This is a genomic window from Rhizobium sp. PP-F2F-G48 (assembly GCF_004342335.1).
Classification (GTDB): domain Bacteria; phylum Pseudomonadota; class Alphaproteobacteria; order Rhizobiales; family Rhizobiaceae; genus Ferranicluibacter.
Map to the genome: position 1 here is coordinate 1 of NZ_SLVH01000005.1, position 18,993 is coordinate 18,993.

17 protein-coding genes are annotated in these 18,993 nt (G+C 63.2%); 10 read left to right on the forward strand and 7 right to left on the reverse strand.

Annotated features, from left to right (window positions below; genetic code table 11):
• From C8J36_RS13020 to ggt, 4 genes are all read left to right on the forward strand, one after another.
• Nucleotides 1-177, forward strand: a 177-nt coding sequence (locus C8J36_RS13020; RefSeq protein WP_281029237.1) for a phosphogluconate dehydrogenase C-terminal domain-containing protein, incomplete at its 5' end; no start/stop codon positions are given.
• Nucleotides 178-221: 44 nt separating this feature from the next.
• The gene (locus C8J36_RS13025; protein WP_132535484.1) at nt 222-1,256 is read left to right on the forward strand and encodes a Gfo/Idh/MocA family oxidoreductase; all 1,035 of its coding nucleotides are present in this window, start codon (nt 222-224) and stop codon (nt 1,254-1,256) included.
• Nucleotides 1,253-3,196: a hypothetical protein gene (locus C8J36_RS13030; protein ID WP_132535486.1), complete on the forward strand. Its 1,944-nt coding sequence runs from the start codon at nt 1,253-1,255 to the stop codon at nt 3,194-3,196. The genes C8J36_RS13025 and C8J36_RS13030 overlap by 4 nt, the downstream gene beginning before the upstream one ends.
• A gap of 102 nt (nt 3,197-3,298) precedes the next feature.
• Entirely contained in the window at nt 3,299-5,038 is a 1,740-nt protein-coding gene (ggt, locus tag C8J36_RS13035; protein ID WP_132535488.1) for a gamma-glutamyltransferase, read from the forward strand.
• A gap of 4 nt (nt 5,039-5,042) precedes the next feature.
• Here the strand turns inward: ggt and C8J36_RS13040 are convergent, their stop codons facing one another.
• From C8J36_RS13040 to treZ, 3 genes are all read right to left on the reverse strand, one after another.
• Nucleotides 5,043-5,645 carry an alpha/beta hydrolase gene (locus tag C8J36_RS13040; protein ID WP_132535490.1) on the reverse strand — a complete coding sequence of 201 codons (603 nt, stop codon included), beginning with the start codon at nt 5,643-5,645 and terminating at the stop codon, nt 5,043-5,045.
• Nucleotides 5,646-5,822: 177 nt separating this feature from the next.
• Nucleotides 5,823-6,752 carry a VOC family protein gene (locus tag C8J36_RS13045; protein WP_132535492.1) on the reverse strand — a complete coding sequence of 310 codons (930 nt, stop codon included), beginning with the start codon at nt 6,750-6,752 and terminating at the stop codon, nt 5,823-5,825.
• Between the two features lie 203 nt (nt 6,753-6,955).
• The gene (gene treZ / locus C8J36_RS13050; RefSeq protein ID WP_165915049.1) at nt 6,956-8,758 is read right to left on the reverse strand and encodes a malto-oligosyltrehalose trehalohydrolase; all 1,803 of its coding nucleotides are present in this window, start codon (nt 8,756-8,758) and stop codon (nt 6,956-6,958) included.
• 372 nt (nt 8,759-9,130) lie between these two features.
• On the opposite strand from treZ, the gene glgX reads away from it, so the two are divergent.
• Nucleotides 9,131-11,221, forward strand: coding sequence for a glycogen debranching protein GlgX (gene glgX, locus C8J36_RS13055; RefSeq protein ID WP_132535496.1), 2,091 nt, complete (start codon nt 9,131-9,133; stop codon nt 11,219-11,221).
• A gap of 118 nt (nt 11,222-11,339) precedes the next feature.
• Here glgX and glgA read toward each other — a convergent pair whose 3' ends face one another.
• Together glgA and C8J36_RS13065 are read right to left on the reverse strand one after the other, a co-directional pair.
• Nucleotides 11,340-12,797 carry a glycogen synthase GlgA gene (glgA, locus tag C8J36_RS13060; protein ID WP_132535498.1) on the reverse strand — a complete coding sequence of 486 codons (1,458 nt, stop codon included), beginning with the start codon at nt 12,795-12,797 and terminating at the stop codon, nt 11,340-11,342.
• Nucleotides 12,798-13,041: 244 nt separating this feature from the next.
• Complete coding sequence (locus C8J36_RS13065) at nt 13,042-13,341, reverse strand: DUF2934 domain-containing protein (protein ID WP_132535500.1); 300 nt, start codon at nt 13,339-13,341, stop codon at nt 13,042-13,044.
• 288 nt (nt 13,342-13,629) lie between these two features.
• On the opposite strand from C8J36_RS13065, the gene C8J36_RS13070 reads away from it, so the two are divergent.
• On the forward strand, nt 13,630-14,016 hold the full coding sequence (locus tag C8J36_RS13070) for a hypothetical protein (protein WP_132535502.1): 387 nt from the start codon (nt 13,630-13,632) through the stop codon (nt 14,014-14,016).
• Nucleotides 14,017-14,113: 97 nt separating this feature from the next.
• On the opposite strand, the gene C8J36_RS13075 is transcribed toward C8J36_RS13070, so the two are convergent.
• The gene (locus tag C8J36_RS13075) at nt 14,114-14,728 is read right to left on the reverse strand and encodes a TetR/AcrR family transcriptional regulator (RefSeq protein ID WP_062595301.1); all 615 of its coding nucleotides are present in this window, start codon (nt 14,726-14,728) and stop codon (nt 14,114-14,116) included.
• A 165-nt stretch (nt 14,729-14,893) separates the two neighbouring features.
• On the opposite strand from C8J36_RS13075, the gene C8J36_RS13080 reads away from it, so the two are divergent.
• Nucleotides 14,894-15,160, forward strand: a complete 267-nt coding sequence (locus C8J36_RS13080) for a hypothetical protein (protein ID WP_132535504.1) — start codon at nt 14,894-14,896, stop codon at nt 15,158-15,160.
• A 132-nt stretch (nt 15,161-15,292) separates the two neighbouring features.
• Here the strand turns inward: C8J36_RS13080 and pncB are convergent, their stop codons facing one another.
• The gene (pncB, locus tag C8J36_RS13085; RefSeq protein ID WP_062595303.1) at nt 15,293-16,597 is read right to left on the reverse strand and encodes a nicotinate phosphoribosyltransferase; all 1,305 of its coding nucleotides are present in this window, start codon (nt 16,595-16,597) and stop codon (nt 15,293-15,295) included.
• A gap of 238 nt (nt 16,598-16,835) precedes the next feature.
• On the opposite strand from pncB, the gene C8J36_RS13090 reads away from it, so the two are divergent.
• From C8J36_RS13090 to C8J36_RS13100, 3 genes are all read left to right on the forward strand, one after another.
• Nucleotides 16,836-17,594 (forward strand): DeoR/GlpR family DNA-binding transcription regulator, encoded by a 759-nt coding sequence (locus tag C8J36_RS13090; RefSeq protein ID WP_132535911.1) that lies wholly within the window; start codon nt 16,836-16,838, stop codon nt 17,592-17,594.
• A 28-nt stretch (nt 17,595-17,622) separates the two neighbouring features.
• Nucleotides 17,623-18,390 (forward strand): triose-phosphate isomerase, encoded by a 768-nt coding sequence (locus C8J36_RS13095; protein WP_132535506.1) that lies wholly within the window; start codon nt 17,623-17,625, stop codon nt 18,388-18,390.
• Nucleotides 18,391-18,551: 161 nt separating this feature from the next.
• On the forward strand, nt 18,552-18,989 hold the full coding sequence (locus C8J36_RS13100; protein WP_062595306.1) for an RpiB/LacA/LacB family sugar-phosphate isomerase: 438 nt from the start codon (nt 18,552-18,554) through the stop codon (nt 18,987-18,989).
• Nucleotides 18,990-18,993 lie beyond the last annotated feature (4 nt).

Below are 18,993 nucleotides of genomic sequence, written 5' to 3' on the forward strand. Positions count from 1 at the left end.
TTCCTGCTCGGCCACATGAACGTGCTCGGCGCCGTCATCTTCAAGGAAGTGGACGGCGTGTTCTCGGATGCCTGCAACAAGGCGATCGAATTCGGTATCCCCGCACTGATGCGCGACGACTGGAAGAACGTCTTCGAGCCGCAGGAAATCGCCGAGAGCATTCGGCGGATCACTTAAGCGCCAGCCGGACACGCAATGACACCTTCTCAAGGATACAGCCGATGCCGAATTTCAAGGGAGCGCTGATCGGTTGCGGCTTCTTCGCCGTCAACCAGATGCATGCCTGGCAGGATGTGGAGGGCGCGGAGATCGTCGCCATCTGCGACCGCGACCCGGATCGGCTGCGGATCGTCGGCGACCAGTTCGGGATCGCGCGTCGCTATAGCGATGCCGCGCAAATGATGGCCGATGGCGGTTTCGATTTCGTCGATATCGCCACCACCGTCAACAGCCATCGCGCGCTGGTGGAGATGGCCGCCGCCCACCGCCTGCCCGTCATCTGCCAGAAGCCGTTCGCGCCGACACTCGGCGACGCGAAGGCTATGGTCGCCGCCTGCAACGCTGCGGGCGTTCCGCTGATGATCCACGAGAATTTTCGCTGGCAGACGCCGATCCAGGCCGTGCGCAAGGCACTGGACGCCGCGCAGATCGGCACGCCCTTCTGGGGCCGCTTCTCGTTTCGCTCCGGCTATGACGTTTTTTCCGGCCAGCCCTATCTGGCCGAAGGTGCACGCTTCATCATCGAAGATCTGGGCATCCATACGCTCGATATCGCCCGTTACATCCTGGGCGACGTGACCTCGCTCACCGCCCGCACCAAGCGCGTCAATCCTGCCATCAAGGGCGAGGACGTGGCGACGATCCTGCTCGATCACGAGACCGGCGCGACCTCGGTCGTCGATGTCAGCTACGCCACCAAGGCCGCCGTCGAGCCTTTCCCCGAAACCCTGATCGAGCTGGACGGAACGGAAGGTTCGCTGCGGCTGATGCAGGGATACCGGCTGGAGATCACCCATGCGGCGGGCACCGATACGCTCGACGTCTCGCCGACCCTCCTCCCCTGGGCATCGCGCCCCTGGCACAATATCCAGGAGAGCGTCCTTGCCATCCAGCAGCACTGGACGGAAAAAATGGCAGAGGGCGCGGAAACCTCGACGTCCGGGGCGGACAATCTGAAGACCTTCGCCCTGGTGGAAGCGGCCTATGAAAGTGCGGCGACGCTTCAGCCGGTCGCGATCGGCCCGCTGATCGCATGACGGAGGACGCGCTCGCCTTTCGCTTGACCGGCACGCTCCGGACCGAGCCGGACTGTCTGGTTCTGACGGCCGGCGATCTTTCCGCCGAGCTGTCCGGCGGCGCCTTGCGCACCATCCGCTATGACGGTGTCGAGGTGCTTCGCGCCGTCTCCTTCCTCGTGCGCGATCGCGACTGGGGCACCTACGATCCCGCGATCGAGGATCTCGTGGTGGACCAGCGCGCGGACGGTTTCACGGTATCCTACCGCGCGACCTGCCACGGCCCGGACGGGACGCGGCTCGATATAAAGGCCCGGATCGACGGCGAGAACGGCGGTCGATTGCGGTTTTCCGGCACGGCGACGTCCGAGACGGGGTTCGAGACCAACCGCTGCGGCTTCTGCGTGCTTCACCCGATCGTCGGCGTCGCGGGGACGCCGGTTCGGGTTGAGCATATCGACGGGACCATCGAGGCGACCGTCCTGCCGGATCTCATCGAGCCCTGGCAGCCCTTCAAGGACATGCGGGCCATTACGCATCAGGCCCGGCCGGGCGTGATGGCGGAATGCCGGATGGAGGGCGATACGTTCGAGATGGAAGACCAGCGCAACTGGTCGGACGCCTCCTACAAGACCTATGTCCGGCCGCTCGCGCTCCCCTGGCCCTATCAAATCGAGCCGGGCACCGATGTCGCCCAGCAGGTCACCTTGCAGATCGTGGACACGCGGTCCCGCCAGGCCGCTTCCCTCGCGACGCCATCCGATGCGCCTCTGCGACTGACGATGCAGGACGGCCCCGTGCGGCGGCTGCCGCCCATCGGGCTGATCGTCACGCCAAAGGACGCTCACGCAACGGCTGTCCTGCTGGACGCCGGCCTCGACCCGAAGGTTCAGGCCCTGCTCTTCCATTTCGATCCGCTTGCCGGTCATGTTGCGGCTGCGTTTCCTGCCTTTGCGGCTCTTGCGGCCCGGCATCGGACATCGACCACGCTGGAAATCGCACTGCCCTGCCGGGAGCCCTTCGATGCCGAACTGCGCGCGATAGCCGCAGCGATGGACGCCGCGGGCTTCACGCCGGATGCCGTGATGGTCTCGCCTGCGGTCGATCGGCAGTCCACACCGCCCGGCAGCGCCTGGCCGGACTGCCCGCCGCTGGAGGACGTCTACGCCGCGGCCAGGGATGCCTTTCCGGCCCGGATGCTCGGCGGCGGCATGCTCAGCTATTTCACCGAACTCAACCGCAAACGCGTGCCTGCCGATACGCTGGACTTCATCAGCCATTGCACCAACCCGATCGTGCATGCCGCGGACGATCGCAGCGTCATGCAGACGCTGGAGGCGCTGCCCTTCATCACCCGCTCGGTGCGCGAAATCTATGGCGACCGGCGCTATCGCATCGGCCCTTCCACCCTTCCCATGCGGCAAAACCCCTATGGCAGCCGGACGATGGACAATCCGGACGGCAGCCGGATTCCGATGGCAAACCGCGATCCGCGCCAGAACGGCCTGTTCGCCGCTGCCTATGCCATCGGTTACGCCATTTCCGTCGCACCCGCCGGGCTCGACCAGCTGACGCTTTCGGCGCTGACGGGCCCGTTCGGCCTGATCGCCGGCGCTGACGAGCCCGTCGCAAAGGGCGGACGGCGACCCTTGTTTCATGCTGTCGCCCTGCTTGCGGATCTCGCCGGCGCGATGGCGAGCGTGCTTGCCTCGGATCGACCGGATCAGGTTCTTGCAATGCTCGTGGAGCGCAGGGCCGGCCACACGATCGTCCTCGTCAACCTGACGCCCACCCCGCAGGCGCTCGATCTCTCCGGGCTCGACATCCCGGCCGACGCCGCTGTCTACAGGCTCGATGCGGAAACGATGGTCGCTGCTGCGGCCGGCGCGTTGCAGGCCGAGCGTCTCGGTGAAGGAAACATCCGGCTCGGCGCTTACGGGGTCCTGCGGATCGACGCCTGAGCCGGTGTTCTAAACGGGTATTTTTTCGGAAGCGGCGCATCGGCGTTTGGGCTATCCTCTCTGCTTGCGGCCCTGGTCGCCATATCCGGAGGAGCCCCACGCATGACCCTCATCCGCACCCCTCTCGTGCATCTCGCCCTCGTGATCGGCCTTGCCGTTTCACCTGCCCAGGCAGCCTCGCCGCAGCCGGTTGCCGGCGAAAACGGCATGATCGTGACCGCCCAGCATCTGGCCTCGGATGTCGGGGTCGAAATCCTCAAACAGGGCGGCAATGCGGTGGATGCCGCGGTTGCGGTCGGCTACGCACTGGCGGTCGTCTATCCCACGGCGGGAAATATCGGCGGCGGCGGCTTCATGACGGTGCGCCTTGCCGATGGTCGCACGAGCTTTCTCGATTTTCGCGAGCGGGCGCCGCTGGCTGCCACCAAGACGATGTATCTCGACGACAAGGGCGAGATCGCCAAAGGGCGCAGCACGGATGGCTATCTCGCCGTCGGCGTGCCCGGATCGGTCGCCGGATTCGAGGCAGCGCGCACCCGCTTCGGCACCTTGTCGCGCGAGGCGCTTCTCGCCCCCGCGATCAAGCTGGCGGAACAAGGCTTCACTCTCGATGGCGGCGACGTCGCCTCGCTCGGCAACAGCGTCAAGAAGCTCGGCCGGGACCCGGCCGCCGCCGCGATCTTTCTGACGCCTGAGGGCCAGGCTCCGAAGATCGGGGCGACGCTGGTCCAGCCGGACCTCGCGCGCAGTCTTGCGGCCATCTCGAAAACGGGGCCGGATGCGTTCTACAAGGGCGCGATCGCGGACGATATCGTCAAGGCCAGCACCGACAAGGGCGGCATCCTGACGAAAGAGGATTTCCAGCGCTATACGGTTCGCGAGCTGAAGCCGGTCACCTGCACCTATCGCGGCTACGAGATCATCTCGTCGCCGCCACCAAGCTCGGGCGGCGTCATCCTGTGCGAAATTCTGAACATCCTCGAAGGCTATCCGCTCGGCGAACTTGGCGCCGGCTCGGCGGCCACCGCGCATGTCATGATCGAGGCCATGCGCTATGCCTATGTCGATCGCAATTCGGCGCTCGGCGATCCCGACTTCGTCGAGAACCCGGTCGAGAAGCTGCTCGACAAGGCCTATGCGCAGGAGATCCGGGGCAAGATCGACCTTGCGAAGGCCGGCGTTTCCGCAGAGCTTACCCCCAAGGGGCTGGGAGAGAGCCACGAGACGACGCATTACTCGATCATGGACGAGAAGGGCAACGCGGTCTCCGTCACCTATACGCTCAACGGCTCCTTCGGCGCCGGCGTCGTCGCACCCGGCACCGGCATCCTGCTCAACAACGAGATGGACGACTTCACGTCCAAGCCCGGCGCGCCGAATCTCTATGGCCTCGTGCAGGGGGAGGCCAATGCGATTGCGCCGGGGAAGACCCCACTGTCCTCCATGAGCCCGACCATCGTGACGAAGGACGGCAAGCCGTTCATGGTCATCGGCAGTCCGGGCGGCGCCCGCATCATCACGATCACGCTTGAGGCCATCCTGAACGTCATCGACCATGGCATGACGCTGCAGGAGGCGATCGATGCGCCGCGCCTGCACCATCAATGGATGCCGGATTCGGTGGCCCTCGAGCCTTTCGCCCTTTCCGCCGACACGCTGAAGATTCTCCAGGGCATGGGCCATGACATCGGGCCGGACAAGAACTGGCCCGTCTGGGGTCAGGCAGCCGGCATTCTCGTCGGCGGCAAGACGGCGGCGGAAGCAGCGGCAACGAAAGGCGGCGCCCGCTACTATGGGGCCATGGACAGCCGCGCGGCATCGGGTGCCGCGCGGGGTTATTGAACGCTCACGCAAACAGCGCGCGCATCGCCTCGATCTCGTTGTCGCGGATATCGTGGCCACCATTGTGCCAGGAGAGCTGCGTCGTCGCACCCTGTGCCGTGAAATAGTCGGCGAGCGCGATGGTCAGCGGCGTCGGGCAGATGGGGTCCCGCTCGCCTGCCGTGACGAGAATGCGGCGGCCGGCAAGGCCCGGTGCCGGCGCCGGCTGAAACGGGATCAGCGGATGCAGGAGTGCGGCCCGGTCGAAGAGATCGGGCGCCTCCACCAGCATATTCGCGAGGATATTGGCGCCATTGGAAAAGCCGAGGCCGAAGATCTCGGATGCTCCGACCGCTTCGGCCTTTTCGCGCACAAAGGCGGCCAGCTTCTGCGTCCCGCGGGCGAGATCCGCCATATCGTAGACGCCCTCGCCGGTGCGGCGGAAGAAGCGGGCGGCACCGTGTTCCGAGACGTCACCGCGCGGCGAGAGAATCGTGGCATCGGGGCGCAGCTGGCTTGCAAAGGTGAAGAACTGGTTCTCGTCGCCGCCGGTTCCATGCAGCGTCACGAGAAGCGGTGCGCCCGGCGCGCCCGTCTTCATCAGGTGCGTGTAGTTCCTATCGGTCATGACAATGCTCCTGCCGGAGGCCACCGCATGTCTGCGACGGCTCCGGATTCTGACTGTTCCGTTTTCGGTGGTGGCTTGAAGCGCGTCGCGATCTTTCCGATTCGCTCTTTGCGCTTCAAGTCCCTGTTTTAAGCGTGCCGTTGTCGCGAAACCGCGGCACACTTTGCGCGACACGTTTTAGTCGAGCTTTTCAAGCTGCTGCTCGAGGATCGGCCGCAGGTGCTTGTGCTGCTGCGGCAGCTTCAGCGCTTCGCCCAGATGCGCCCGCTCCTCGTCACGCTCGAAGCCAGGCTCGTTGGTGGCGATTTCGAACAGTACGCCGCCCGGCGTGCGGAAGTAGATCGCCCAGAAATAATCGCGATCGATCACCGGGGTGACCTGATAGCCCGTGTCCATCAACGCCTTGCGCACCTCGAGCTGGGCTGCACGATTGTCGACGGCAAAGGCGACATGGTGGACCGAGCCTGCACCCTGACGGCTGCCGGCTGCGTCCGGCACTGTCTCGATGTCGATGACACCCGCTGCGTTTGCGTCCGGCACGAGAAGGCGCGTGACGCCGTCGCGCGTCTCCAGCGTGTCGTAGCCCATGAAACCGAGAAGCTCTGATGTCGCCCTTGCATCCCTCAGCCGCATGGCCACCGAGTGGAAGCCGCGAATGGCGTGATCCTCACGGATGCCCCCGTTCGTCCAGGGCGTGCGCGGATCGTCGGCCGTCTCCACCAGTGCGAAGCCATCGCCATCCGGGCCCTTGAACGACAGACGCTTCTCGCCGAAAGTCTCGCTCGGCGTCACCTCGGCCACGCCTTTCTGGGTCAGGCGATCCGCCCAGAAGGGAAGCGAGCCCTTGGGAACCGCGAAGACGGTCGTGCCGACCTCCCCGGTGCCGGGACGGCCGCGAGCGATATGCGGGAACGGGAAGTAGGTCATGACCGTACCGGGCGTGCCGATCTCGTCGCCGTAATAGAGGTGATAGACGTCCGGCGCGTCGAAATTGACCGTCTTCTTGATCCGGCGAAGGCCGAGCACATCGGTGAAGAACGCATTGTTGACGCGGGCATTGGCCGCCATCGACGTGACGTGATGGAGCCCCTTGATATGGTCGATCATGATCTCATCCTTTCCTGCCCGGATGTGTTGCCGCCATTTGGCTGCCGGGCGTCTGATGAGGTCAAGATGGTGCAGGAGGCCGGCTGGCGATAGAGGAACGATGCAGGACGGATTGTTCTCAATTTCGAGAACAATCCGGTTTCGTTGTTCACATCTCGGAAGCCGGCGGCGAAGCCGTATCCGCCGCCGAAACGCGTCTTCGACTAGGCCCGATCGAGGGCGAAGAGAACCGAATGTGGCCCCATGCCCTGCGTGCTGTGCTCGCCGTAAAGCGTTTCCCCGGTCGCCGGGGGCAGATCGGCAGGGATATCACCGAAATTGGCGCGCAGCTGCAGGCGGCGGTCGCCGAGCTGCCAATCGATGGCGAGCCGCCTTCCCTCTGCGGTGAGAATGGTCCCAGCCGAAAGCGTGTTCGGCGCGGCGAGCAGCAGCGGCACGATCGCACGCTTGCGGATGGCGATCAGATCGCGATAGAGCGCACGCCAGAATTGCCCCTCCTCGGTCTCGGCCTTCGACCAATCGAGGCGGGTGTTCTCCGTCGTCTCCAAGGCATTCGGGTCTGCGACATCCTCGACGGACTTGCCCTCCGGCAGACCGCCGAAATTGTCCATGTCGGTGCGACGGCCCTCGCGCACGGCCTTGCCGAGTTCGCCGTCGTAATCGGTGAAGAACAGGAAAGGACGCGTCTCGCCATATTCCTCGCCCATGAACAGCATGGGAATGTGGGGTGCGAGCATGGTGACGACGGTCAGGGCCTTGAGCATTTCCTTCGACGTCAGCGTGATCAGGCGATCGCCGAACGCACGATTGCCGATCTGGTCATGGTTCTGCAGGAAGCCGACAAAGGCCTCCATCGGCATCGGCTCGCTCATCTCAACCGGCTTCTGACCGGGAAAGATATAGCCTTCGGTCAGTGCACGCGCGAGGTTCTCGACCGGCTTGTCGCTGAACTTGCCGTAGTAGCCCGTCTTCTCACCCGTGGCGACGACATGTGCCGCATGGTGATAGTCGTCGTTCCAGTCGGCATCGTAGAGCAGCGCTTCGTTGTCGTCGCTGCGGCGCAGTTCGATATGGTTGGCGGGGTCCTCGGTGACGAGGTGGATATGACGGCCTTGAAACTCGGAGCGGGCCAGGCGTGCGATCTCGATGAGGACATGCGTTTCCGCGTCGTCGAAGATCATGTCGATCGCGTCGAAGCGCAGGCCGTCGATCCGGAATTCACGGAGCCAGTACAGTGCGTTGCCGACGAAGAAATCACGCACCGGATCCTTGCTGTAGGCGATGGCTGCGCCCCAGGGCGTCTTCTTGCCCTCGCGGAAGAAATCCGGCGCATAGGCACTCAGGTAGTTCCCGTCGGGGCCGAAGTGATTGTAGACGACATCCATGTAGACCATCAGGCCGAAGCCGTGAGCGGCATCGATGAAGGCTTTGAGGTCGTCCGGCGTCCCGTAGGCATTGTGCGGCGCGTAGGGGTAGACACCGTCGTAACCCCAGCCTCGCGTGCCGCCGAACTGCGAGACGGGCATGATCTCGACGGCCGTGATGCCGGTTTCCGCCAGATCGGCAAGCTTGTCGATTGCCGCCCGGAATGTGCCTTCCGGCGTAAACGTTCCGATATGAAGTTCATAGAGGATCGTTTCGGCCCAGGGCATGCCGTTCCAGCCGGTGTTCCGCCATTCATAGGCGTCGGGATCGACCAGCACTGCGGGACCGTGAACGTCCTCCGCGAGCGCGCGGGCTGCAGGGTCCGGCACGACCTTGCCGTCCGGCAGCACGAAGGCATAGGTCGCACCGGGTTTTGCCTCGGGAATGACGGCCTCGAACCAGCCCTCGCCTGCCTTGCCCATCTCGTGATCCGCGCCGTCCAGCCGAAGCGTCAGCCGATCCTCGCCCGGCGCCCAGAGACGGAACCGCGCGCCTCCCCCGTCCAGAAGCTCGGGCCCCCAAGCGGTGGTCTGCTGGTTTGCGGAAGGGTCAACACTCTCGGTTGTCGTCAGGGAGTCCATCCTGTCCTCATCTCGGTTCTGGCTCCGGTTCGGCCCGGAGGTGTGGTGCGTCGTGCGCCCCGCATCGGCTTTTATCCGCCCCTCAACAACCGGATCCGGGCAAAGGTTCCGGGTGCGATCAAGGGAATGCTGCACTGCGAATGCATATGCGTCGCGACGGCCGGACATCCAGGGACGACGATGTCGGACACGCAATGTTTATCGGTGATTGAACTTGTTGTTGCCACGCTCGTTAGAGCCCGGATGCGCAGATCAGCGAGACCGGCAAGAACACGGAACCATTGGCTGTGCCATGAAAAGATTCCCGATGCGCAAGGGAACAAAATGATGCGCCGCACAATTTCTGAACGGGCCGAAACAGGGGATGCCGTCATGGACGCCAGAGTCAAACAATATGCAGTCGAGCCGGGGTTCTGGCACACGCTGGGAGCGACGCCCGACAAGGATGGCGTCAATTTCGCGATCTTCTCCGCCCACGCCGAGCGGATCGAGCTTTGCCTGTTCGACGACAGCGGCGCCGTCGAAGTCGCTCGGATCGAACTTCCGGAATACACCAACGAGATTTGGCACGGCTACATCCCCGGCCTGAAACCCGGTGCGCTTTACGGCTACCGCGTGCATGGCCCCTACGATCCGGAGCGTGGTCATCGCTTCAACCCGAACAAGCTTCTGGTGGACCCCTATGCCCGCGAGCTCGTGGGTGACGTTCAATGGTCCAAGGCGCATTTCGCCTATGACATGGACGCGGAAGACGACAAGGATCTCACCTTCAACACGCTCGACAGCGCGTCCGTCACGCCGAAGGGGCGGGTCATCGATCCGAAGACCTACGACTGGAAGGGCGACCGCGGACCGATCGTCCCCTGGTCGAAGACCATCTTCTACGAAACGCACGTCAAAGGCTTCACCAAGCTGCATCCCGCCATTCCGGAAAACCTGCGCGGCACCTTCGACGGCATGGGTCACAAGGCCGCCGTCGATTATCTGAAAAGTCTCGGCATAACCTCGGTCGAGCTGCTGCCGACGCACTTCTTCCCCGACGACAGCATGCTGGTCGACAAGGGCCTGCACAATTACTGGGGCTACAACACGCTCGGCTTCTTCGCGCCGGCAACGCGCTATTACGGTCCCCGCGCGCTCGACGGCTTCCGCGACATGGTTCGTGCGCTGCACGATGGCGGTATCGAGGTCATTCTCGACGTGGTCTACAACCATACGGCCGAGGGCAACGAACTCGGACCGACGCTCTCCTTCAAGGGCATCGACAACTTCTCCTACTATCGCACCCTGCCGGATAACCATCGCTATTACATCAACGACACCGGCACCGGGAATACGGTCAACACGTCGCATCCCCGAGTCCTGCAGATGGTGACGGATTCACTCCGCTACTGGGTCGAGGAGATGCATGTCGATGGCTTCCGTTTCGACCTCGGCACCATTCTCGGCCGCGAACCCGAGGGCTTCGATGAGCGTGGCGGCTTCTTCGACGCCGTCACGCAGGATCCGGTCCTCTCCAAGGTCAAGCTCGTCGGCGAACCTTGGGATATCGGACCGGGCGGCTATCAGGTCGGCGGCTTCCCGCCCGGCTGGGCCGAATGGAACGACAAATATCGCGACACGGTCCGCGACTACTGGATGGATACGGACGGAACGGCACCGGACTTCGCGGCCCGCTTCTTCGGCTCCGGCGATATCTACGATCTTCGTGGTCGCCGCCCCTGGTCCAGCGTCAACTTCGTCGCAGCGCATGATGGCTTCACCATCAACGACCTCGTTTCCTATAACGAGAAGCACAACGACGCGAATGGCGAGGACAACAAGGACGGCCACGGCGACAATCGCAGCTTCAATTATGGCGCCGAAGGTCCGACCGACGACGAGACCATCAACGCGACCCGCGAGCGCCAGAAGCGCAACTTCCTCGCCACATTGCTGCTGTCGCACGGCACGCCGATGATTCTGGGCGGCGACGAGTTCGGCCGCAGCCAGATGGGCAATAACAACGGCTATTGCCAGGACAGCGATATCAGCTGGATCCACTGGGAGAACCTGCCGCCCAGCGCAGAGGTCCTGCGCGATTTCGTCCGCCGGCTGACGACGCTGCGTGCCAACCAACCGCTTCTGCACCGCGAGAACTGGCGCGACGGCATGGTCATCACCTGGTTGAATGCGGGGGGCGGCGAGCAGACCGAGGAGCAATGGCAGGACGGCGGCGGCACGACGATCGGCGCCATGATCTCGCGCGAAGACCTTGTCGAAAAGGACGGCGTCTGGTCGCACATCCTGATGATCTTCAATCCGCATGACGGCGTCGTACCGTTCGTGCTTCCCGAATGCCCCGGCGGCAACTGGGTCCTCGAACTGACGACGGACGATCCGGACGTGCAGGCGCAGCCTGTCGATGCGGCCGAGCCGTTCGACATGCAGGCCCGCAGCCTCGCGGTCTTCCGCCCGGCCTGACAGGTTCCGGCCGGCCCGCCGTTTGCGGGCCGGCAGGGATAGCCACAGGAAAAAGCCGGTCTGACACGCGGTCAGGCCGGCTTTTCTTCGTGGATGGTACGAAGCAATCTCGAAGCGATCAGGCGACCGCTTTTCTCGCCTTGGCGATGACCCGGCCGTAGAGCTCGGCATATTGCTCGGCGCTCCGCTCCCAGGAGAAATTGGCCTTCATGCCCTGGTTCTGCAAGCGGGCCCACTTCTTCGGATCCCGATAGGCATAGAATGCCCGGTGGATGGCAAGGCGCAGATTGTCGCTCGTGGCGGGGTGAAACTGAAAGCCGGTGGCCACGCGCGCGGACATGGCCGCATCATTCGCATCGATGATCGTTTCCGAAAGGCCGCCGGTGCGCGACACGACCGGCACGGCGCCATAGCGCAGCGCGTAGAGCTGCGTCAGGCCGCAAGGCTCGAAGCGGGATGGCTGGATGATGATATCGGTGCCGCCATGCACGAGATGCGCCGTTTCCTCGTCATAGCCGATCCGAACGCCGATCCTGCCGGGATGACGGCCTGCGGCAAGCAGGAGCTGCGTTTCGATATCCTTCGAGCCCTTGCCGAGCACGATCAGCTTTCCACCCAGCGCCGCGATCTCTTCTGCGACTTCGGCCAGCATATCGCCGCCCTTCTGCCAGGTCAGCCGGGTCACGGCCGCAAAGACAGGCCCCGGTGTCGGATCGAGCCGGAAGGTCTCAAGCAGGCGTGTGCGGTTGAGACTGCGATTGCGGATCTGCCGGACATCGTATCGCGCCGGAAGGTAGGGATCGGTGGCCGGATCCCAGATCTCGCTATCGATGCCGTTGACGATCCCAGTGAACGTATCGAGACGCGACAGAAGCGCGCCTTCCATGCCCATTCCGAGCTCCGGTGAGACGATTTCGCGGGCATAGGTCGGGCTGACGGTGGTGATCGCGCTTGCCGTGCGGATGCCGCCCTTGAGATAGCTCATATCGCCGTAATATTCGAGGCAATCGATCGACAGGGCTTCGGGCGGGAGGCCGATATCCTTCAAGTGCGCGGCCGAATACTGACCCTGAAAAGCGAGATTGTGAATGGTAAGAACCGAGGGGATCGCCTGCGCATTGGTGGAATAGCGCATGTAGACCGAGGTCAGCGCCGTCTGCCAGTCATGCGTATGGACGAGATCGGGTGTCCAGTCCGGCAGAAGTCCGCCCGCGACCGCCGACGCCACGTATGAAAGCACGGCGAAGCGTTTCCAATTGTCGGGATGATCGATGCCATCCTCGCCGACATAGGGCCCGCCCGGACGGTCGTAGAGCGCCGGTACGTTCAGTACCAGGAGGTCGAGACCCTGGCATTCGGCCTCCAGCAGCCAGGCCGGATTTCCGAAGAGATCGGGAAAGAAATGCACGGGCCGCGCATCGCTGATCTCGGCGAGAACGGAGGTATAGCCGGGGATCAGGCTTCGGGTCCGATAGCCGCGTGCGGCCAGCACTTTCGGCAGAGCCCCTGTCACATCGGCGAGGCCGCCGGTCTTGATCAAGGGGAAGATTTCCGACGTTACAGACAGTACGTTCACGAAGGCCACGTTCCTCTTGGCAATCCGGTGGGATTGCCGGCTGAAATGGAGGTCGGGAGAAAAGCGAAACCCCTCATGCTCCAATGATGGAGGAAAGCGATCCCCCTGTCCGCACAAATATTGCGGAGCAGGCGAGAAACTTGTGCGGTGCGAGAGGAGAGACACCCAGCGGGCGGATCGATCGTCGGCGGGTGCCGTTACAAGGGGAAATCAGGCACCGGGCGAACCCGGCGCCTGTGCGGTCTCAGACCGTTTTTCGCTTGCGCTTGGCGGCGGGATTTGCCGCAGCGCCACCCTCCACGACGGACAGCGGAGGCTTCGCCTGCTCGGCCTTTGCAGGTTTGTCGACGGGCGCGGCGTTCTTTTCAGAGCGCTGCGGCTCCTCAGGGCTGTCCGGCTCGCCCAGCACGGACGTGTTCTCGGCCGTTGCGTGTTCCTGATGCGCCTTGCTCCAATGCTCATCATGGCGACCTTCCGGCCGACCTTCGGACTCCCACAAGGCATAGGCCCGCTTCTTGATCAGGTCTTCGTCTTTCTCGGTCATGGCCTTCTCCCTTTGATGATAGGATTACCGCCACTCCCAAATTAAGGAGCGCCGATTTGGTTCCAGAGCAGGATCGATATACTGCCTGTTCCCGGCGCTTCCCGAATGAGGAGCGACGAGACTTTGCGAAAGAAAGCAACTGCTCGGCGCAAGCGTGGCCAAAGCAACTGGATGGCGGTCGAAACCGCCCTATCTAGCGCTCACGGATCGTCTTGCCGCCGGCCCTTTCAGCCAACGCGAAGACTCCGCCAAGTCACTGCCGCCAGAGGCGGCCTTCCGGAGTGTGTCATGAGAAAACGGATTGTTCTAGCCATTGCCGCTGCATCGGGTTTCATCGGCCTGTCGCCGGCCGCCGCGCAAACGCCGAAGATCGAAGATGTCTGCGTTCAGGTTGCAAAGCACCTGCTTCTCGCCGACACGCTTCAGACCGGCGTCGTGCAGTCCTTTCCGGAACTGAAGCCGCCGGGCGCGCGCCTGACCTATTCGACGCGCGAGGGCGTGGAGAAGAAGGACATGGTGGATTCCATCGAATGCGAATTCCAGAACACGTCTGCGCCCTTCAATCTGCAGCGCTTCTGCGTGTCCAGCACCTGTTATGGCCCGGATGAGCGCAACGATGCCAACAAGCGCCGCTTCGAAGAGGTTCGTGCGCTCCTGCAGCGCGACGGGATGTAATTTCAAAACGGCGTGATGCCGAAGCAAAAGAGCCATCGCGACAGCGCCGCGATGGCTCTTTTTTATGATGATATGCGCGGTACGATCCGGCCAGACGTCAGGCCGTGCCGATGCCGAAGGCATTGAGCGTGTTGCGGCAGGCGCGCTGGAAACACTGGGCAGGGCCTTCGAGACCCGACGCCTGACGACTGACGCGAGCGCCTTCCAACAGCAGCAACAAGGTGTCGGCCAGGGTCTCGGGCTCTTTCGTGCCCGTGCGCCGGCAAAGACCGGTGAGCTTGCCGCGTTGCAGGATCTTGAAGTTCTCGATGACGGCGTGGGCCGGATGGTTGGCTTCCTTCAGCTCAACCGCGGCGTTGGCGATATCGCAGCCGAAAGACTCGCGTTGAAGACAGTCGGACAGCGCCGTCACCCAGGCACCGAGTTGCGCCCTGGCGTCATCGGGAAACCGCGTCTCGATGTCTGCCCACATCGCGTCGCTCTTCTCGGAGGTGACGCGAAGGGTCTCGCAAACGAGATCGTCCTTGGAGCCGAAATGCCGGTAGAGGGTCATCTTGTTGGTCGAAGCCGCTTCGGCAATCGCATCGACACCGATGCCGCGAATGCCGTGCTGGCGAAACAATTCACAGGCCGTGGTCACGATCCGGTCCCGCGGAGCGACCTTTGCCGACGACGGGCTGGGCACCGACGTCGATTCCGCTTCCGGCTTCACAGTAGAGCCACGTTTGGCGTTTTTATTCACGACAGCGATTGACATGGGTGTGACCGTTCGGTAACAAATGACTTGTTACTTACCGGTAACACACCAAAGCATTTCGGTCAAGGACAGGCCCAACCCAGCCTGCCCTCGACTGTGGACGACACGAAGGAGAAGGCCATGAACATGGCGAATGACGATCTGACCCTGAACGAGGTGCTGACCGATCCGATGATCCGCGCCGTGATGCGGGCGGATGGCGTGACCTCCTCGCAATTCAGGACCTTGCTCTATTCGGCAGCGAACGCGCTGGAAAACGCCAAGCCGGAACCCGGCGGCGCCCGCACCCATGCGGCCAAGCTTCTGGCAGCCCCGAAGCGGCGCCTGCTTGCGATGGTGCACCCGCTCGCGGTGCGCACGGGCTCCGCCTGCGCTGCCTGCTACTGATCGCATCCCGATCCCCGGGTTCGCTCCACGTGAGCCGGCCCGAGCGACGCCCTGTTCCCGGGCGACACGAAAACCCGACCGGAAGGCCTCCTCCGGTCGGGTTTTTTCGTCTTGCGTTCCGCGTGAAACGCGTCAGACGCGAACGGCGAGCTCCTCGAAATCCTGCGTGCCGAAGAATTTCAGGTACCGCTCGACCTCGGCCGGATCGCCGGTCGCCTTGCGGGGATTGTCGGACAGCTTGACGGCCGGACGGCCATTGGCGTCGATGACCTTGCAGACGATGGAGATGGGGTTCAACCCACCGACCTCCGTCGGGGCGCAATCGGCGAAATCATTGGTGAGGTTGGTGCCCCAGCCGAAGCTCATGCGCACCCGCCCCTCGAAATGCCGGTAGGTCTTGATGATCATGTCGACATCGAGCCCGTCGGAGAAGATCAGAAGCTTCTCCCTCGGGTCGCGGCCATGGGCGCGCCACCAGTCGAGAATGCGCTCGCCGCCCTCGATCGGCGGAGCGCTGTCGGGACGGAAGCCTGTCCAGTCGGCGACCCAGTCAGGCGCATTCTTGAGAAAGGCCGCCGTTCCGAACGCATCCGGCAGGACGATCAGCAGATTGCCGCCGTAAAGACGATTCCAGTCCTGCAGAACCTTGTAGGGCGCATCCGCCAGTTCGGCATCGGTATTGGCGAGCGCCGCCGCCACCATCGGCAGTTCGTGCGCATTGGTGCCGAGCGCTTCGAGATCGGTATCCATGGCGAGAAGCACGTTGCTGGTGCCGGAAAAAGACTCGCCGATCCCTTCCTTCAGCGCCTCGACGCACCACCGCTGCCACAGGAAGGAATGGCGACGCCGCGTGCCGAAGTCCGAAATGCGCAGATCGGGAACCGCCCTCAGCTGCTCCACCTTCGACCACATCTTCGCCTTGGCACGGGCATAAAGGACATCGAGGGCGAAGGGCCCCATATCCTTCATCGCCGTGCGCGACCGCAGCTCGTTGACGATGGCGAGAGCGGGGATTTCCCACATGCTCGTATGCGTCCACTTGCCGGGGAAGGTCAGCTCGTACTGGCCGTGGCGGCGCGAGAGTTCGTAATCCGGCAGCTGGAAATCGGCGAGCCAGGCGAGGAAGTCGGGCGAGAAGATCTGCTTGCGGCCATAGAAGGTGTTACCGGCAAGCCAGATCATCTCCTTCTTGGTGAAGCGCACCGTGCGGACGTAATCCAGCTGCTCGCGCAGTTCCTGCTCGTCGATCTCCTCCGTCAGGAGCACCGTCTTGGTCCGGTTGATCAGCGAGAACGTCGCGTCGACATCCGGGTAAAGACGCCAGATCATCTGCAACATCAAAAGCTTGTAAAAATCCGTGTCCAGAAGGCTGCGCACCACCGGGTCGAGCTTCCAGGCATTGTCGTAGACGCGCCGCGCAATATCCGTCTTCGTCATGCCGTATCCTCGCATCCGCGTCCACGGCCGGGCCGCTGCGGACATTCCTCCCGTGCCGCGCCCTCGATGGCGCAGCGTGCTGCCTCTTCATGCCATGCCGTGCAGTTGCCTGCAACATCGGGAGAGCACCAAAGCCGTCTGAAATATCACATTCTATCATCACATAATCTCATGAGAAATGTTGTATTTTTTTGAGATCACGTTTATAAAGCCATCGAGGATGGAGACCGTGGTGGCTTTGAAACCGGACGATCGGCGGCAGGAGATCATGGATATCCTGATGGAAGCAGGCTCTGCATCCGTCGAGGATCTGGCCCTGCGCTTCTCCGTCAGCAAAATGACCGTCCATCGCGATCTCGATGACCTCGAGCAGGCCGGGCTTCTTCGAAAAGTTCACGGCGGCGCATCGATCCAGTCCAGCGCGCAATTCGAAAGCGACTTCCGCTACCGCGAGAAGATGGCGGCCGAGGAAAAGCGGCAGCTCGCGTCTCATGCGGCGACGCTGGTGGAACCGGGGCAGATCATCATCATCGATGATGGATCGACGGCGGGCGGCCTTGCCGATCATCTCGCGACCATCCGGCCGCTGACGGTGATCACCAACAACCTCTCCGTCATCGTCAAGCTGACCGCCGTCCCCGGCATCGAGGTCATCTCGCTCGGGGGCCAGTACAGCCGGAAGTTCAACGGTTTCTTCGGCATCGTGACGGAGGAGACGCTGTCGTCGCTGCGGGCCGATATCGCCTTTCTCTCCTCCTCCGCCATTCAGGGGGCGGCCGCGTATCATCAGGACCAGGAAGTGGTGAAGACCAAGCGGCAGATGATGCGATCGGCAGGCCGCAGCTACCTCATGGTGGATCACGCAAAATTCGGCAAGCCGGCCTTGCATTTCCTGACAGGACTGGACGGCTTCAGCGCCGTCATTACCAGCGACCGCATCGATAACGGCCACGAGGCTGCACTGGGCGATGCCGGGATTTCCATCATCAAGGTCTGACGACCGCAGTTACAACGAGGAGCATGCAGTGACGACGAACGGCATCTGGGTGGGAACGAGCTGGAAGATGAACAAGACGCTGAGCGAGGCCATGGCCTTCGCCGAGGATCTCGCGGCCAGCGACGGCGCGCGCGACCCCCGCATCCAGCGCTTCGTCATTCCGCCGTTTACCGCCGTGCGGGAGGTCAAGCGGCGACTGTCCGGCACCAGCGTGAAGGTGGGCGCACAGAACATGCACTGGGACGATGACGGCGCCTGGACGGGCGAGATCTCGGCACCGATGCTCACCGATTGCGGGCTCGACCTCGTGGAGCTCGGCCACAGCGAGCGACGCGAGCATTTTGGCGAGACCGACCGGACCGTCGGCCTGAAGACGGCAGCCGCCGTTCGTCATGGTCTGACGCCGCTGATCTGCATCGGGGAAACGCTGTCCGAGCGGGAGGCCGGCGAGGCGGATGCCGTGTTGAAGCGGCAGGTCGAAGGCGCGCTTTCCGGCCTGAGCGGTGTGGATCGGGAGAAGCCGGTGCTTCTCGCCTACGAGCCCGTCTGGGCCATCGGCGTCAACGGCATTCCCGCATCCGCCGACTATGCCGACGACCGCCATGCCCGCATTGCCGAGGTGGCGAAGGCCTGTCTCGGCGTTTCCGTGCCCGTTCTCTACGGCGGCAGCGTCAATCCCGGCAATTGCGCGGAGCTGATCGCCAAGCCGCATATCGACGGCCTGTTCATCGGCCGTTCCGCCTGGAATGTCGCCGGCTATCTCGACATCCTCGCCCGCGTTTCATCCGCTCTCTGATACGGTTTCCGGCGGATCGCGTTCCGCGAACCGGAAACAAGAGCCATCGAAAATCCCTGGCCGGAAAGCCAGATTTTCAATGGAAGGAATACGGGATCCGGTCTGATCAACCGGATCCCGTATGACACCCCAAATCAACAAAAGCCTGAAAGGAAACAGCCATGAAAATCGCCATCGGAGCCGACAGCGCCGGCAAGCCGCTTCTCGACGTCATCGCCAAGCATCTGGCGACCCGCAACGATCTCGAAGTCACGGATCTCAGCCAGCAGGGCTTTTATGCCGACCTGTCGCAGAAGCTTGCCCAGACCATCGTCGACGGCGAGAACGAGCGCGGCATCCTCTTCTGCGGCACCGGCATCGGCGTCAGCATCTCGGCCAACAAGGTGCCCGGCATCCGGGCAGCACTGACGCACGACACCTATTCGGCCGAACGCGCCGCCAAGTCGAACAATGCGCAGATCATCACCATGGGCGCCCGCGTCATCGGTCCGGAACTTGCCAAGGCGATCGTCGATACCTGGCTCGCCTCGGAGTTCGATCCGAGCGGCTCCTCGGCCGACAACGTCAAGGCGATCGATCGCCTCGACACCGCCAAGTAAGTTC